Below are 13429 nucleotides of genomic sequence, written 5' to 3'. Positions count from 1 at the left end.
ATCTCGGCTACGAGAGAAACCATAACCACACCACCACCCAATGTCTACTCCGGCCGACACAGATTTCCGTGTCCCGAGAAAAGAGATGGTCGACCCCGGCCGCAGCAAGGGACGGAAGGCACCCCCACCCCAGCCGAGGCACCCACTCCGAGCAGCACCGATACCCAGAACCAGATGCCGCGAACGCGGCTGTTTCCGCGACACTGGGGGAACACAACTCCAGACGATTTTCCACCGCCGATCACAGCAGGCGGCGTCCACCTGGACGCCCCGTTGCACCACCGCACCGAAGCCCACTTGTCCGTCCGGACGCTGCTGGACCTGCCACTGCACGGGTGCCCCGGCGGCAAAGACGCCCGTCGGCGTTGATGAGGCACCAGGCGGGACTGGGCAGCCGGCGCACGGTTGGAGAGCGTGGCGGATCACAGAACTCGCTATGCCGAGGGGCGGGGTGGCCGTCGACGCGGCCAGAGCGATCTGCATGTCTGCTGCAGCCGTGACAGATTTCCGGGCCACCTGAAAATACGTCTTTTGTCGTGTTGTGGAGAAAATGCCGCACCCGTGGCGTACGCGCTTCTCCCGGGGGCAAGCGCAGGGCACCGCAAAGCATCACAACCGACCACAGGTGGGGTGCAAACACATGAACAGCGCAATGATCATCAGCAGCACGAATCCTGTATCGGCCGTGGCGCGGGGCGCCGGCCCGCACAGCGTTTGCCGGGCCCGCGCGGCCACCCGCGCGTTCACCGAAAACCTCAACCCGGCCCCGGACCGCGATCTGGCGGACACCCTGGTGATGGTGGTTTCCGAACTCGTCACCAACGCCGTGCGCCATGGCGGTGGCCGATACACCCTGCAACTGTCCGCCCACCCGGGCGCGCTGAGCGTCGCGGTCACCGATCCGAGCCCGGTGCCCCCTCGCGAGCGCACCCCCGACCGTGTCGACGGCGGTGGCGGCTTCGGCTGGCACATGATCCGTGCGAGCACCAGCGGCCTGTCCGTCACGCCTGGCCCCGGGCCCGGCAAGACCGTTCGCGCTCAGCTTCCGCGATGACTGCGTCTGTCGTACACCCAAGGCCAGGGAGTCGATCCGGGCGATGCGCCGCTTCCTGGTCTGCGCGGACGGGAAGCTGCCGGACAACCGTGTGGCGCCCGTGCTGGAAGCGTTCAGCGCATGGTGGGCGTGTTGTGGCCGAACCAGCCCAGGCAGACGACCAGTTCGTCGTCTGTGGTGCTGCCGCCCCTGTGTGCGACGAGGTCGCAACGGACGGCGCGGGGCACCGCAGCGGCTGGCAGGAGACTGGCCGCCTGGATGGCGCGAGCCAGTGCGCGTGCACCGTACGTTTCCTCGCCCCGTCCGGCAGCGGCACTCGGCCGGGGGCGCACCATTGGGTGCATCCGCCCCGCACGTGCCTCCTGTGGCGGCGTTAGACCCGTGCCGATGCGGGCAGGAGCACGGTTCACCGGACCACGGCTTCTCCTCGACGGGGGTTTCGCACATGAGTCAGTCACACGTCATGACGGACCGGCATTCCGAGCGCGCTCAGCGAACCACCTGTCCGGCCACGGCCGCCCAGGCACGCGACGACATGCGCGAGTTCTTCTCCGAGCTGTCGCCCGCCCCGACCCCGGAGTCCGTGGACAACGCCGTGCTGGTGGTCTCCGAGCTGGTCACGAACGCGCTGCGGCACGCGGGTGGTCTCACCGCGCTGCGACTGGCCGCGGACCGGTCCACGCTGGAGATCACCGTACGAGATCCGAGCCATATGCCACCGCGCGAGCGCTCTCCGGACCTCAACGGGTGCGGGGGCGGATTCGGTTGGCCCCTGGTTCGCTTCCTCTCCCGGAAAGTCGCCGTCATCCCCTCCCCCCAGGGCGGCAAGAACGTGCGCGCCGTCCTCGCCCGGTAGCCCGGTCCCTTCAATCCGCCGTGGCGGGCCGGGGCGGCCATGCAGGGCGGTACGAATTGGGCACGGCAGCCAGAGCCTTGCTGACGGAGGGGTACCCGGCAAGGACGGTGCCGCTGCCCGTCTGGTGGAGGAGTTCTCCGAGCCGCTGGCCCACTCCTGCCAGCAGCAGTGCGCCGTCGCGCCGGCGCAGGAGCCAGTGGAGGGTGAGCAGGCTGTAGAGCCCCCGGGAGTCGCAGAACGTCAGCGCGGTGACGTCGAGGACCAGATAGGGGTGGCCCGTGGCAGCGATGGACCCCGTGGAGGCGAGGAACAACTGCTCGCTGTTGTGGTCGAGTTCACCGGCAACCCGTATCACGGTGCAGTTGTCTCCCGTAGCGAGCGCGGTAACGGCCAGGGTGTCCGTGTGCGCCATCGCGCCTCCGTGGGGTCCGCCGATCGAAGGGGCTCCGGTGACGCCGTGGCATCGACGGGAGCGGGCGCGGGTGGCCGAGTTCCCCCTCAGGACCGACCCATGCCCCCCGACCGTCTAGTTTTTTCGCTGCGCGATGAATGGATTCACCGTCCAGGGGCAGAAGGGGTCCCTGTGTACGGAACGGTGCGATCAGGAAGGGCGGCCATGGAGACGGCGACGCAGACGAAGAGGGCGGACCGGACAGGGACAACGACGCGCTCTCCCCTGGCGACCCCTGCCACTTCGGAAGTCCTGCCCTGGATCGAAGACGCGGCACAGGTCGCACCGAAAGACGCACGAGACTTGTCGAAGGTGTTCCTCGACCAACTCCAGATCCTCGAAGAGGGCACCCAGGACTACCAGTACGCCCGCAACACCCTCATCGAGATGAACCTCTCGCTCGTCCGGTTCGCCGCGGGCAGGTTCCGCAACCGCAGCGGCAGCGACCTGGAGGACATCGTTCAGGTGGGCACGATCGGCCTCATCAAGGCGATCGACCGCTTCGACCTGTCACGTGAAGTCGAGTTCTCCACCTTCGCGGTCCCCTACATCGTGGGCGAGATCAAGCGGTTCTTCCGCGACACGACCTGGGCCGTCCACGTGCCCCGGCGCCTACAGGAACTGCGCGTGGACATGGCCAAAGCCAGGGAGCAGCTCGCCACGGAGCTGGACCGCGACCCGACGGTCAAGGAGCTCGCCCAGCACCTCGGCATCAGCGAGGAGGAGGCCACCGAGGGCGTCGTCGCGGCGAACGGATACACGGCCGGCTCGCTGGACGTGCCGGTCGACGCCTCCGCCGGCGGCCAGGGCAGCACTTCGGAACGTACGGTCGCCGATCTCATGGGCGAGTCCGACTCAGACATGGAGATGGTCGAGGACCTGCACACACTGGCCCCGCTCCTGAACGAACTCGACGGGCGGGAGCGCCGCGTCCTCGAAATGCGCTTCGGCCGGGAAATGACTCAGAGTCAGATCGGTGAGGAACTCGGCGTCTCCCAGATGCAGACCTCCCGGCTCCTCTCTCGCACCCTGCGAAAGCTCCGTACCGGAATGTCGCCTGAGGACGGCGGCCCCGCCCTGTGCTGACGCATCAGCTCGCGGCACGCAGAACAAGCCCTGCCCCGGGTGCTGGGGCAGGGCAACGGTAAGGGCAACCAATGACGCCACGGCCCGGGGCTTGCGCAAGAACGTCATGTGAAGGACCTCGGCGTCAGCACTCTGCCCGACGGCCCTCAGTAGGAAGAGGGCCATGCCGCACGCACCTCCTCAGCGTCGCCCGTGCGGAGGCCAGGGGGGAGACCTGCTGTTCCTTGGCCGCTCCCTCACCCTCCGTCCGGCCCACGCGAGACGGCCTTCACTCCGAGCTTGCGCACCATGTCAGGTCATAGGACGGAGCGGTTCCGCAGAAGGGGCCCGCTCAGGCCCCTTAGGTCCTGTCTGACAATGTCCTGCGCCGTACCGACGCCTGTCACGGATACGCCTAGGTTGCCTCGCCGCCGCGCGGCTCGATGCGGTCGGCCACCCGCTCACTCCATGCGCGGATGACCGCCGCTTGCTCGGCGGTGAGTGAATCCAGGGCGTGACGGCGAACGTTGGCGCCATGCACGCGGATGGCGCTCTGTACGGCGCGACGGCCCTCGGTGGTGAGCCCGATGCCCGCGCGGCGGCCGTCAGCCCCGTACTGGGTGCGTTCGAGCAAGCCGCGCTTCTCCATGCGGGTCAGCTGATGCGAGACGCGGCTCTTGTCCCAGTCGAGCGACTCGGAGAGTTCACCGACCCGCATCTCGCGGCCGTCCGCCTGCCACAGCGTCACGAGCACGCTGAACTCGGGCTTCGAAATGCCGCAGTCCCGCTGCAGGCCACGCTCCAGCTCCCTGGCCAGCAGGCGCTGCGCACGCATCCAGGTGTCCCAGAAATCCCACTCCTCGGGTTCCAGGGATCGCGTCTCCGTCATGCCCCTGAGGATACCGCGACCTGCGGAGTTGTCACCTCAACTCTCCTCCGCCTAGAGTTGACGTGACAACTCTTCCCGAAGGGAAACTCATGACACTCCGCATCGCGCTCATCCTCGGAAGCACTCGCCCCGGACGCCGCGGCGACCAGATCGCCACCTGGGCACTGGAGGCCGCCCGTGCCCATGGCGGCGCCGACTACGAACTCATCGACCTCGCCGACCACAGCCTTGGCAACCTCGACGAGCCGGGCAACCCGGTCTTCCAGCAGTACCAGCACGACCACACCCGCGCCTGGGGCGCACTCATCGACGGCTTCGACGGCTACGTATTCCTCGTCCCGGAGTACAACCACTCCTACCCCGGCGCCCTGAAGAACGCCCTGGACTACGTCTACCGGGAGTGGAACGACAAGGCCGCCGGGATCATCAGTTACGGGGGCTGGGCCGCCGGGGCCCGGGCCGCAGAGGCGCTGCGGCTCGTCCTCGCCGAGCTTCAGGTGGCCACCGTCCGGGCCCAGCCCACCATCTCCACTCACCCCTCGTTCGCCAGCGGCGCCTTCGTCGCCCAAGAAGGCCTCGACGCATCGGTCCTCGGCATGCTCGACCAGGTGATCGCCTGGTCCGGCGCGTTGCGCGCAGTCCGCGAGGCCAGGGTGCAGACCGTCACGGCAGCCTGAGTCCCTGAATGTGGCCGCATCGGTGAGGGAACGTAGCGAGTTGACGGACACCGCATGGCAGGCGATGGAGCCCCTGCTGCCGACCGCTGTCGCACCAGGTCGTCCCAGGCGTGACCACCGGCAGGTGATCAACGGCGTGCTCTGGCGGTTACGAACGGGCGCCCTTGGCGTGACCTGCCGGAACGCCATGGGTTGTGGCAGACGATCTACGACCGGTTTGCCCGTTGGGAGCGGGCCGGGACCTGGAACCGTTACGGATCCGGGCTGGGAACGCGTGGATGCAACGGCTTCGGCAGGCGAAGGGGCCAGGCCGTGTGGAACCGCAGCCCTAGCCACGAGCCAGGGCTCAGACCAACGGGAGGATACGGCTCCTGATGACGAACCGGTCGCGGGGAGAACAGTCGACGGGCTGGAGCCGGACCTGGACCGGCCCTGCGAATGTGTAGCCTCGCTCAGCGGCATGGCGATGCACCTGATGGACGAGATGGCTCCCCAATTGGGTCTCTGCGTACGCCAGTTGACAGTGGGCGTCAGGTGGGAGTTCAACGACGAATACGTTTGGCACCAGGACGCGTCTCCGGTCCAGGATCAGCGCACGGTCGTTGCAGTGCCGGCGAAGAGCCAGCACGAGGTCCATCTGGTGGTGTTGCTGCGGGAGCACCAGCCCCCACAGGGCGGCCGCCCATCTCTCCATCGCGCACTCCAGGGTGCGAAGTCGTTCCATCGGGTTCGGCTGCCCTCCGAGCACGGGAGCACGCTGAGCCACCAGAGTGATCCCATGGACCGCTTCCCGCCTCGCACCCGGATCCGCCGAGATGACAGCACACTGGAGCGGAGATATCTATTACGGCGGTGGGAGAAATCGGCGCGACGCGCAGTAAGGATTTCTTACGCGGAAGACAGTTCGAGTGGCCAGCCGATCTCAGCGTGCTAGTGTTCCCGTCAGTTGCAGTTGTGGTTCCCAAAAACTTACAAGTGCCCTCATCGTACTTTCGTGCCGGTGGGAGCACTTTTGTATTTCCGGTTGCATTCCGGCGGGGCAATCATCGCGGCGACGCGGAGCCCGCACGGTGCGGACTCCGGGCACTGCCCCGAAGGAGAATTAGACATGGCTACTGGCGTAGTGAAGTGGTTCAACGCAGAAAAGGGCTTCGGCTTCATCGAGCAGGAGGGTGGCGGCCCGGACGTCTTCGCCCACTACTCGAACATCGCCGCCCAGGGCTTCCGTGAGCTCCAGGAAGGCCAGAAGGTGAACTTCGACGTCACCCAGGGCCAGAAGGGCCCGCAGGCGGAGAACATCACTCCCGCCTGACGCTGACGCGTACTACGCAGCTGGGTCCCGCACCTCTCACGGTGCGGGACCCAGCTCGTTGCATTTTCGGGCTCCTCGAATGGTTCACCACGGGGTGAATACCGAGGCGCCGACCCTGGAATTGAGGGTTCCCCGGTTTTACTACCCGATCTGGACAGACCTATCGGAAATCCGTCCGCCGATAAGTCGCTTCCGATCGATCTCCAGAACGAATTCATCTCGGCCCGTTCTCAAAATGTGGCGTGACACATGCCTGCTCCGGGGATTTTCTTCATATGCGCCCCGCCAAGGGACGTTCCGCACACGAACCGTGAAATAGGTCTGGGATCCGCTTCGCTGCGCACACGCGGCCCCGGCCCCTGGTCCCCGCCCGCGGCCACCACTGACCGCGGATTCCCGGACCGCGCGACGTGGGACGAGGACGTCGAGGTGGCGAGGGCAGACATGGTGGCTTGGGACCCCGCCGCTGACCAGGTGTCACGCCGTAATCCCCCATCACGCGGTGAGGGTCCGACCTGCGTTCGCGGATCGGCCCCTCACGCTTGGCGGCGGCTCGCCCCTGTCCGTCGCTCAGGCTGCCGCAGGGGCGCCGAGCATGGCGGAAGCCGCTTGCAACGCGTTGAGCGCGCGCACGGGCGCAACGGTCAGGGGAAGAGTGCGGCAGGTGAAGCCGAGTGCGGTCATGGCCCGCAGGACTTCACCGGCGCTGAAGTCGCGGCGGTCCTGGCGTGTGATGACCTGGCCGACCTGCTTGACGGGGTAGGTGCGTCGGCCGATGATCACGGACTCGCCGGAAGCCTGCTCGGGCTTCACACCCTTCATCGACTCCAGGACGCCGCTTTTGGTGAGGTCGAACGGGAAGCGGGCGATGACACAGCGCATGATGCCTCACAGGGAGAAGGCCGAAGGGGGATTGGTTCTACCGCGGTTGAGCAGGTTCAGCCGGCAAGCGCGAGAGCGCCCGGAGCATCGCCGTGTCCGTCGGCCGCAGACGGCGCATCGGGCCTGCGGTAGCGCATCGCGTGCCGGGCTCCGGCCGTGGTGGCCACAGCAGAAGCCGACGGCGCCCGGTCTCCGAGGATGTCGCGCAGCTGGAGCCGGTCGGTGTACGCGGAGCTGTCACGGGCCGCGGTGAGCTGGGCCTGGGTGAGGAGTCCGGTGCACAGGCCGTCGTTGTCGCAGACGAGCAGGTGTCCGGTGCGAGCTCCGGCCATGACGGACAGGGCGACCTCGACGGTCATGTCGTCGCAGACCTGTGGTCCGGTGTCCTTGGCTTCCTCCGCCGTCCTGTGGACGGGGGTGGCGGGCGCCGGGCGGGGGTGCATCTGAATCAGTGTCAAAAGGTGTCTCCTGCAGTGGTGGGCCAGTGTCCCAATCACGAGGTTTCTAGGCTGCCGCGTCGAAAGACTGTCGTGCGGGCACGTGCCGGGTCGCCGAGGCGGGGCTGCGCCGGCCGCGCGAGGAAGCGCCTCGCTTGCGCCGCTCGGCCACCGGAGCGGTGATCGTGACGGGGATGCCGGAGGGGGTCTGTGCGCCGGTGATCCGGTTGAGTGCTTCGTCGCCGGAGCGGACCTGGGTGGTCTGGGGCACGATGCCGGCGGCGGTCATGAGGCGGGTCATGTCGCGGCGTTGGTTGGGGGTGACCAGGGTGACGACGCTGCCGGACTCTCCGGCCCGTGCGGTACGTCCGCCGCGGTGCAGGTAGTCCTTGTGGTCGGTCGGCGGGTCGACGTTGACGACAAGGTCGAGGTCGTCGACGTGGATGCCGCGCGCCGCCACGTTCGTCGCCACGAGCACGGTGACGTGCCCGGTCTTGAACTGGGCCAGGGTCCTGGTGCGCTGCGGCTGTGACTTGCCGCCGTGCAGGGCGGCGGCCCGCACACCGCTGTTCAGCAGGTCCTGTGTCAGGCGGTCGACGGCGTGTTTGGTGTCCAGGAACATGATCACCCGGCCTTCACGCGCCGCGATCTCGGTGGTGATGCGGTACTTGTCCGCGCCGTGGACGTGCAGGACGTGGTGCTCCATCGTGGTGACGGCACCTGCGGACGGGTCGACGGAGTGGACGACGGGGTCGGTGAGGTAGCGGCGGACCAGAAGGTCGACGTTGCGGTCGAGGGTGGCGGAGAACAACATCCGCTGGCCGTCGGGGCGGACCTGATCCAGGAGCGCGGTGACCTGCGGCATGAAACCCATGTCGGCCATCTGATCGGCCTCGTCCAGGACGGTGATCGCGACCTGGTTCAGCCGGCAGTCACCGCGGTCGATGAGGTCCTTGAGCCGGCCTGGTGTCGCGACGACGACCTCCGCTCCGGCCCGCAGTGCGCCTGCCTGCCTGCCGATCGGCATTCCGCCGACCACCGTGGCCAGGCGCAACTTCACCGAACGGGCGTAGGGGGCGAGCGCCTCGGTCACCTGCTGGGCCAGCTCCCGCGTCGGTACCAGGACCAGGGCCAGCGGCTGGCGGGGTTCAGCGCGTTGACCAGCGGTGCGGGCCAGCAGCGCCAGGCCGAAGGCGAGCGTTTTGCCGGAGCCGGTGCGTCCGCGCCCCAGGGCGTCGCGGCCCGCGAGGGTGTTGGGCAGGGTCGCGCCCTGGATCGGGAACGGGACGCTCACGCCTTGCGCGGTCAGCGCGGCCAACAGTGGGGCAGGCATGTCGAGGTCGGCGAACGCCTCGACCGCGGGCAGCGCGGGAGTGATCGTCTTCGGCAGTGCGAACTCGCCCTGCACCATTGCGGGCCGCCGGCCGTAGCCGCCCGAACGGCTCGGACCGCCGGAACGAGTCGGGGCAGGCGAGCCGAAGCGGTTACCTCGCCTGGAGCCGGCGCCGGTCCCGAAGGCGGGGTCCTCGGTCCGGCGGGGGCGTGAGGAGCGGCCGTTCGTACGTGTGGGGTTCATCGAGAACCTTCCTTGATACGGCACGCATCAAGGAATTCCCGCAGCGAAAAAGCGGCGCAGAGAATCACAAGAACGGACCGAATGAAATGCGAAAAAAGAATGCGGAATGCAGCGGATCTAATGCGAGACACAAGTTGCAAAAAATGGGCGATGCCACAGGGACGTAAAATTCCGGACGTCGACCTATATGCTCACGAAAAGGTGCACATCCCTAAGCATGGGCTGCGGATCGTGTTACCCCACAGGTGACACCACTATGGGAAATATCCGTAGCTGGGGCCCGCACCCCGAAGGATGCGGGCCCCAGCTACGAAGTGCGTGTCAACGTCAGGCGAGAACGATGTTCTCGGCCGTCGGGCCCTTCTGGCTCGGCGCGATGTCGAAGGTGACCTTCTGACCTTCGAGCAGCTCGCGGAAGCCCGCGGCGGCGATGTTGGAGAAGTGGGCGAACACGTCAGCGCCACCGCCGTCTTGCTCGATGAAGCCGAAACCCTTGGCCGCGTTGAACCACTTCACGGTACCTGACGCCATGCCATATCTCCTTTGGGGCAGTGCACCGGGACCCGCGATGCGCGGATACCAGGTCGCCGCAATGATGCCCCGTCCGGAAATAAACCGGCAATACAGAAAAGCTTCCAGCGGTCGGAAAATACCGGCGAAGGAGCTTGAAATTTTGGGAACCACAACAACTGAGATTGACAGTAGCACGCGCCAGCAGCCCCTGTGCGGAAAATAACTCGACTCCGTTGGTCCCCATACAAACACTCGCCGCGCTGCGCGTTAAACCCTCCTCTCACGGTCACAGATATTCCCCCACGGGAAGCGGAGCGTTTCAGGAAAAGCGGGCGCTGTTCACTGCTCGGACCCTCGAACCGCGCAGAGGCAGGCCAACGCGCCTCAGGGTGCCGCTCACGCGAACATTGCCGGCAGGCCACCTCGACCGGGGGTGACCAGGCGACGCTCGCCGAGGCTCGGACGGTGCCTCGGCCGTCGGCTTCTACAGCCGCGAAGGAACCGGCCGCTCAGGTGGGCACGGAGCAGGAAGGCAGCGGCTTCAGCGGACTGGTTCTGGCCTACAAGTCCAGGTGTCCGGCGGCCTTGCCGGTGGCGTCGCGTCGCATGGCGGTCATGGTCAGGTCGGCCATGCGAGGCGCGCAGGCGACGTCGAGTTCGTCGACTGGAACGAATTGCGCCCCTCCGACGGCTTTATGCCGTTGGAGGGGCGCGATTCGTCGTCCTCGTCGTCGAAGGCTCAGCCCAGTCGCTCGATGGCTCGGGCAATCAGTGCGCGGGCTCCGCTTCCGTAGACCGCCATGCCGCGGAGCTGCTCGAATGCCTTGAAATAGAGGGTGATCTCGGTCGGTTCGGTGACTCGGATCCGCGCGGCCAGGGTCTCCACCGAGACGAGTGTCTCGTCGTACATGTGGAAGACCTCTGTCGGCCAGAGTGCGCGTTCGCCGGATGCCGCCGGGATGATGCCGAGGGAGATGGCGGGGTGCGCGCCGGCGGTGAGGAGGTGGCCGAGTTGGGCGCCCATGGCCTCCTGGTCGCCGAGTTGGTGGTTGAGGACGGCTTCCTCGATGACGCAGACGGCGCGACGGCCGCCTTCTTGGAGGATGCGGGAGCGTTCGACGCGGGCGGTCCCCACCACGTAGGTCAGATGCTCGGCGCAGCAAGGACTGCCAGCGGGAGCAGTCCGGCCTCGACCGTTGTACGGTCGATCGCGAGGTCGCAGTAGTTGCCGACGCCGGCGAATACACGTGCCGGGATCTCGTGCGCATGCGCCTCGTAGTACAGCTCCACCTCTTCTTCGGTAGACACACCGTCATAGAGGGACGGGAACACCGCTCCCACCGCCCGCAGCGCAGCGTCCAATTCCGAGGACCAATCCGTGCTGCCACGGAACTCGGTCTCCCGCGTCCGACCGTCGGCTCCAGGTGCATGGAGAAGGAGCGAGGGAGCGTCGTGGTGGTTGAGCGTGAGGCAGATGATCTCCTCGCCAACTTGGGGTTCCATTTCGGGCGCCTTCCGGTAGCCAAGGAACCAGGTGGCAGCGAAGCCGTCCTCTAGGACGTATACCCAGTCCCCGCAAGTGCCGTACATAGCGAGGCTGAACTGCGTCAGGTCGACACCAGCGGGAATGGCCAACTCATGGCGGTCCTTGTACAGATCCCGGCACCGAAGCTGCTCATCATCCGCTCCGAGACGGACCAGGAACTCCTCCGCCTCCACACCCCGGGCTGCTGTGAGCGAGATGCTGCCGCGCATTCCGGGCACGCCACCCTTCGCGTCCTCGTTGCTGTACTCACCGATCCATCTCAGTCCGTCAGCCATCCCGCCAACCTACCGGCCTCAGAAATGGGACTTCGCTGAATCGAGTTGGAAGCCGACGTCGCGAGTGGGGGGTGCAACTCGCGTCCCGCCTGGCTGCCATGCGACTCCTGCATGGAGGGCCGCGGTTCAGAAGTCAGTGGCACGGCACCGATCTCGGTGTCAGCCGCTGGCAGCCCCAGGAACTCCCGCACCACCCCGTTGTCCCCGGTCGCATCCGCCAGGCGGGCCGCCGCGTCGAAGGCGCGCTCTTGGATGCGCTCGATCTCTGCGTACGGAGATCCGTCGTTGTCCGCCTAGGCTGGCGCGGTGACTGATGATCAGGAGCGGGTGCAGCCGTCGGGAGTGTGGGCCACGGCGGTGGGGGTGGCCCGGGTGCGGGCGCTGGAGACCGAGCGGGAGGACGCGCTGTTCCGCGACCCGCTGGCTCAGGCCTTCGCCACCGCCGGCGGCCTGTGGCCCTCCTCGCCGCCGCTGCCCGATGACGAGGCCGCGCGCCGCCGCCGGCTGGCCGTGTCGTTCTCCATCGTCATCAGGACGAAGTTCCTCGACGACCTGCTGCAGCAGGCCTCCGCTTCCGGGGTCCGGCAGGTCGTGCTGCTCGGCGCCGGCATGGACAGCCGGGCCTTCCGGATGGACTGGCCTGAGGGCACCCGGCTGTTCGAGGTCGACACCGCAGCGCCACTGGACTTCAAGGCTTCGGTGCTGGCCCAGGAGCGGGCCGTCGCGCGCTGCGAGCGGATTACCGTCGCGGTGGATCTGCGTGAGGACTGGCCAGGCGCGCTGGCCGCCGCAGGGCACGACCCGGCGGTGCCGACCGTGTGGATCGCCGAAGGGCTGCTTGTCTACCTGCCCGAGGACGCGGTGGAGTTGCTGCTGGCCCGGATCAGCGCGCGGTCGGCGGCAGGCAGCCGGATGGGGCTGACGTTGGGCTCGCGCGGCGTAATCGAGCGGTTCGGCGCGGACGCCGTGCCGGGATCGGCGGCGTCCATGTGGGTCTCGGAGACGCCTGACGACCCGGTGGGCTGGCTGGCCGGGCACGGCTGGGAGGCCGACAGTCACACCCTGCGCGAGCGCGCTGCCGCCTACGGCCGCCCGATCAGCACCCCGCCGCAGCGCGAGGAGCGGCCCGGCGGACTGATCTCGGCGATCCGCCGGTAGAGCACCTCCAGGCGGCCACACTTCACCGGCAATCGGTCAAGGCTCACTGTCACAGGAGTGCGCCACGAGACGCTATGCAGTCGAGTGGAGGTGAAATACCACCACCTCCGGGCCGTCGCAGCGGTCTGGTGAAGCCTGGGGGCAGCCCGATCCGGGGAACGCCGGGGACGGCAGCAAGCAGCCCTGACAACGGCGGGACGTGCCGGGACTTCCGTCTAGCGAGGTCAGAAGGTGCAGCGAAAGCGAACCAGTGGTTGAAGCTCCGTAAGCATGGACCTGGCTCAAACCTGGTGGATACGGGCCGGTATGCAGCGCGTGACCTGCTTGTCCTCGGACGGGTGGGGCAACTCCGAAGCCGGATTTCCCGTTCCGGTGGAAAGGCCACGTTGAAAGCCTGCGGCGTAGGCGTGGCGATGCTGCCGGAGTAGAGCTGGGCGTCTCCCTGACCGATCGATTGTGTGGTGAACGTGGGACCCATCCGCGGTCGCCCGAGCCGCCCCGCCGGACAGCCAGTTCGGCCGTGGGCAGGTCCGTTGCCGACTGATGGCTGTGGGTGGGGCGGGGGCCCCGTAGTAGTCGCGGGAGTAACGACCCGTCATGGAGACCGGGAAAGCCGGTCGCAGGGCAAAGGGGGCCAGCAAGTTACTGGGCTTGAACTCGTGGAGTCGTTGGAGTGAGGGATAGGCCGGTGCCGGCGAGGCATCCGTCGATGAGGTTGCTGCGGTACTGGATCGTGCG

14 protein-coding genes and 3 pseudogenes are annotated in these 13429 nt (G+C 67.4%); 7 read left to right on the top strand and 10 right to left on the bottom strand.

Going from position 1 to position 13429, the window contains the following annotated elements; all coding sequences use genetic code 11:
* Positions 1 to 652: 652 nt before the first annotated feature.
* Positions 653 to 1054, top strand: a complete 402-nt coding sequence (locus AB0H78_RS38525) for an ATP-binding protein (RefSeq protein WP_363239502.1) — start codon at positions 653 to 655, stop codon at positions 1052 to 1054.
* 113 nt (positions 1055 to 1167) lie between these two features.
* On the opposite strand, the pseudogene AB0H78_RS38520 reads toward AB0H78_RS38525, so the two are convergent.
* Positions 1168 to 1353 (bottom strand): annotated as a pseudogene (locus AB0H78_RS38520) (phosphatase); the annotation flags it as partial.
* 146 nt (positions 1354 to 1499) lie between these two features.
* On the opposite strand from AB0H78_RS38520, the gene AB0H78_RS38515 reads away from it, so the two are divergent.
* A complete protein-coding gene (locus AB0H78_RS38515; protein WP_363239499.1) occupies positions 1500 to 1910 on the top strand; it encodes an ATP-binding protein in 411 nt (136 codons plus the stop codon).
* A 10-nt stretch (positions 1911 to 1920) separates the two neighbouring features.
* Here the strand turns inward: AB0H78_RS38515 and AB0H78_RS38510 are convergent, their stop codons facing one another.
* Positions 1921 to 2322: an STAS domain-containing protein gene (locus AB0H78_RS38510; protein WP_363239498.1), complete on the bottom strand. Its 402-nt coding sequence runs from the start codon at positions 2320 to 2322 to the stop codon at positions 1921 to 1923.
* 204 nt (positions 2323 to 2526) lie between these two features.
* On the opposite strand from AB0H78_RS38510, the gene AB0H78_RS38505 reads away from it, so the two are divergent.
* A complete protein-coding gene (locus AB0H78_RS38505; RefSeq protein WP_363239497.1) occupies positions 2527 to 3447 on the top strand; it encodes an RNA polymerase sigma factor SigF in 921 nt (306 codons plus the stop codon).
* A 394-nt stretch (positions 3448 to 3841) separates the two neighbouring features.
* On the opposite strand, the gene AB0H78_RS38500 is transcribed toward AB0H78_RS38505, so the two are convergent.
* Positions 3842 to 4315 carry a MarR family transcriptional regulator gene (locus AB0H78_RS38500; RefSeq protein ID WP_363239496.1) on the bottom strand — a complete coding sequence of 158 codons (474 nt, stop codon included), beginning with the start codon at positions 4313 to 4315 and terminating at the stop codon, positions 3842 to 3844.
* 89 nt (positions 4316 to 4404) lie between these two features.
* Here AB0H78_RS38500 and AB0H78_RS38495 point away from each other — a divergent pair, with 89 nt between their 5' ends.
* Entirely contained in the window at positions 4405 to 4992 is a 588-nt protein-coding gene (locus tag AB0H78_RS38495) for an NAD(P)H-dependent oxidoreductase (protein ID WP_363239495.1), read from the top strand.
* Between the two features lie 22 nt (positions 4993 to 5014).
* Positions 5015 to 5244: pseudogene (locus AB0H78_RS38490) on the top strand (transposase); the annotation flags it as partial.
* A 94-nt stretch (positions 5245 to 5338) separates the two neighbouring features.
* Here AB0H78_RS38490 and AB0H78_RS38485 read toward each other — a convergent pair.
* Complete coding sequence (locus tag AB0H78_RS38485; RefSeq protein WP_363239501.1) at positions 5339 to 5716, bottom strand: FhaA domain-containing protein; 378 nt, start codon at positions 5714 to 5716, stop codon at positions 5339 to 5341.
* Between the two features lie 384 nt (positions 5717 to 6100).
* Between AB0H78_RS38485 and AB0H78_RS38480 the strand changes: the two genes are divergently transcribed.
* Entirely contained in the window at positions 6101 to 6304 is a 204-nt protein-coding gene (locus AB0H78_RS38480) for a cold-shock protein (RefSeq protein WP_363239494.1), read from the top strand.
* A gap of 570 nt (positions 6305 to 6874) precedes the next feature.
* Here AB0H78_RS38480 and AB0H78_RS38475 read toward each other — a convergent pair.
* From AB0H78_RS38475 to AB0H78_RS38450, 6 genes and pseudogenes are all read right to left on the bottom strand, one after another.
* On the bottom strand, positions 6875 to 7186 hold the full coding sequence (locus tag AB0H78_RS38475; RefSeq protein WP_363239493.1) for an SCO5918 family protein: 312 nt from the start codon (positions 7184 to 7186) through the stop codon (positions 6875 to 6877).
* 56 nt (positions 7187 to 7242) lie between these two features.
* On the bottom strand, positions 7243 to 7644 hold the full coding sequence (locus tag AB0H78_RS38470; protein ID WP_363239492.1) for a hypothetical protein: 402 nt from the start codon (positions 7642 to 7644) through the stop codon (positions 7243 to 7245).
* Between the two features lie 46 nt (positions 7645 to 7690).
* Positions 7691 to 9199 carry a DEAD/DEAH box helicase gene (locus AB0H78_RS38465; protein ID WP_363239491.1) on the bottom strand — a complete coding sequence of 503 codons (1509 nt, stop codon included), beginning with the start codon at positions 9197 to 9199 and terminating at the stop codon, positions 7691 to 7693.
* 327 nt (positions 9200 to 9526) lie between these two features.
* Positions 9527 to 9730 carry a cold-shock protein gene (locus AB0H78_RS38460; protein ID WP_363239490.1) on the bottom strand — a complete coding sequence of 68 codons (204 nt, stop codon included), beginning with the start codon at positions 9728 to 9730 and terminating at the stop codon, positions 9527 to 9529.
* A gap of 721 nt (positions 9731 to 10451) precedes the next feature.
* Positions 10452 to 10838: pseudogene (locus tag AB0H78_RS38455) on the bottom strand (Scr1 family TA system antitoxin-like transcriptional regulator); the annotation flags it as partial.
* A 17-nt stretch (positions 10839 to 10855) separates the two neighbouring features.
* On the bottom strand, positions 10856 to 11533 hold the full coding sequence (locus AB0H78_RS38450; protein WP_363239489.1) for a hypothetical protein: 678 nt from the start codon (positions 11531 to 11533) through the stop codon (positions 10856 to 10858).
* A 342-nt stretch (positions 11534 to 11875) separates the two neighbouring features.
* Here AB0H78_RS38450 and AB0H78_RS38445 point away from each other — a divergent pair, with 342 nt between their 5' ends.
* Positions 11876 to 12691 carry a class I SAM-dependent methyltransferase gene (locus tag AB0H78_RS38445; RefSeq protein ID WP_363239500.1) on the top strand — a complete coding sequence of 272 codons (816 nt, stop codon included), beginning with the start codon at positions 11876 to 11878 and terminating at the stop codon, positions 12689 to 12691.
* Positions 12692 to 13429 lie beyond the last annotated feature (738 nt).

Source organism: Streptomyces sp. NPDC050738 (assembly GCF_040654175.1).
Classification (GTDB): domain Bacteria; phylum Actinomycetota; class Actinomycetes; order Streptomycetales; family Streptomycetaceae; genus Streptomyces.
Note: the sequence above shows the minus strand (reverse complement) of the source record. Positions and strands in the feature narration are given on the sequence as shown.

Coding starts and splice junctions, on each gene's coding strand:
- AB0H78_RS38450 (WP_363239489.1), bottom strand. CDS start 11,533: ATGGCTGACGGACTGAGATGGATCGGTGAGTACAGCAACGAGGACGCG.
- AB0H78_RS38495 (WP_363239495.1), top strand. CDS start 4,405: ATGACACTCCGCATCGCGCTCATCCTCGGAAGCACTCGCCCCGGACGC.
- AB0H78_RS38480 (WP_363239494.1), top strand. CDS start 6,101: ATGGCTACTGGCGTAGTGAAGTGGTTCAACGCAGAAAAGGGCTTCGGC.
- AB0H78_RS38485 (WP_363239501.1), bottom strand. CDS start 5,716: ATGGAACGACTTCGCACCCTGGAGTGCGCGATGGAGAGATGGGCGGCC.
- AB0H78_RS38460 (WP_363239490.1), bottom strand. CDS start 9,730: ATGGCGTCAGGTACCGTGAAGTGGTTCAACGCGGCCAAGGGTTTCGGC.
- AB0H78_RS38510 (WP_363239498.1), bottom strand. CDS start 2,322: ATGGCGCACACGGACACCCTGGCCGTTACCGCGCTCGCTACGGGAGAC.
- AB0H78_RS38475 (WP_363239493.1), bottom strand. CDS start 7,186: ATGCGCTGTGTCATCGCCCGCTTCCCGTTCGACCTCACCAAAAGCGGC.
- AB0H78_RS38525 (WP_363239502.1), top strand. CDS start 653: ATGATCATCAGCAGCACGAATCCTGTATCGGCCGTGGCGCGGGGCGCC.
- AB0H78_RS38515 (WP_363239499.1), top strand. CDS start 1,500: ATGAGTCAGTCACACGTCATGACGGACCGGCATTCCGAGCGCGCTCAG.
- AB0H78_RS38465 (WP_363239491.1), bottom strand. CDS start 9,199: ATGAACCCCACACGTACGAACGGCCGCTCCTCACGCCCCCGCCGGACC.
- AB0H78_RS38505 (WP_363239497.1), top strand. CDS start 2,527: ATGGAGACGGCGACGCAGACGAAGAGGGCGGACCGGACAGGGACAACG.
- AB0H78_RS38500 (WP_363239496.1), bottom strand. CDS start 4,315: ATGACGGAGACGCGATCCCTGGAACCCGAGGAGTGGGATTTCTGGGAC.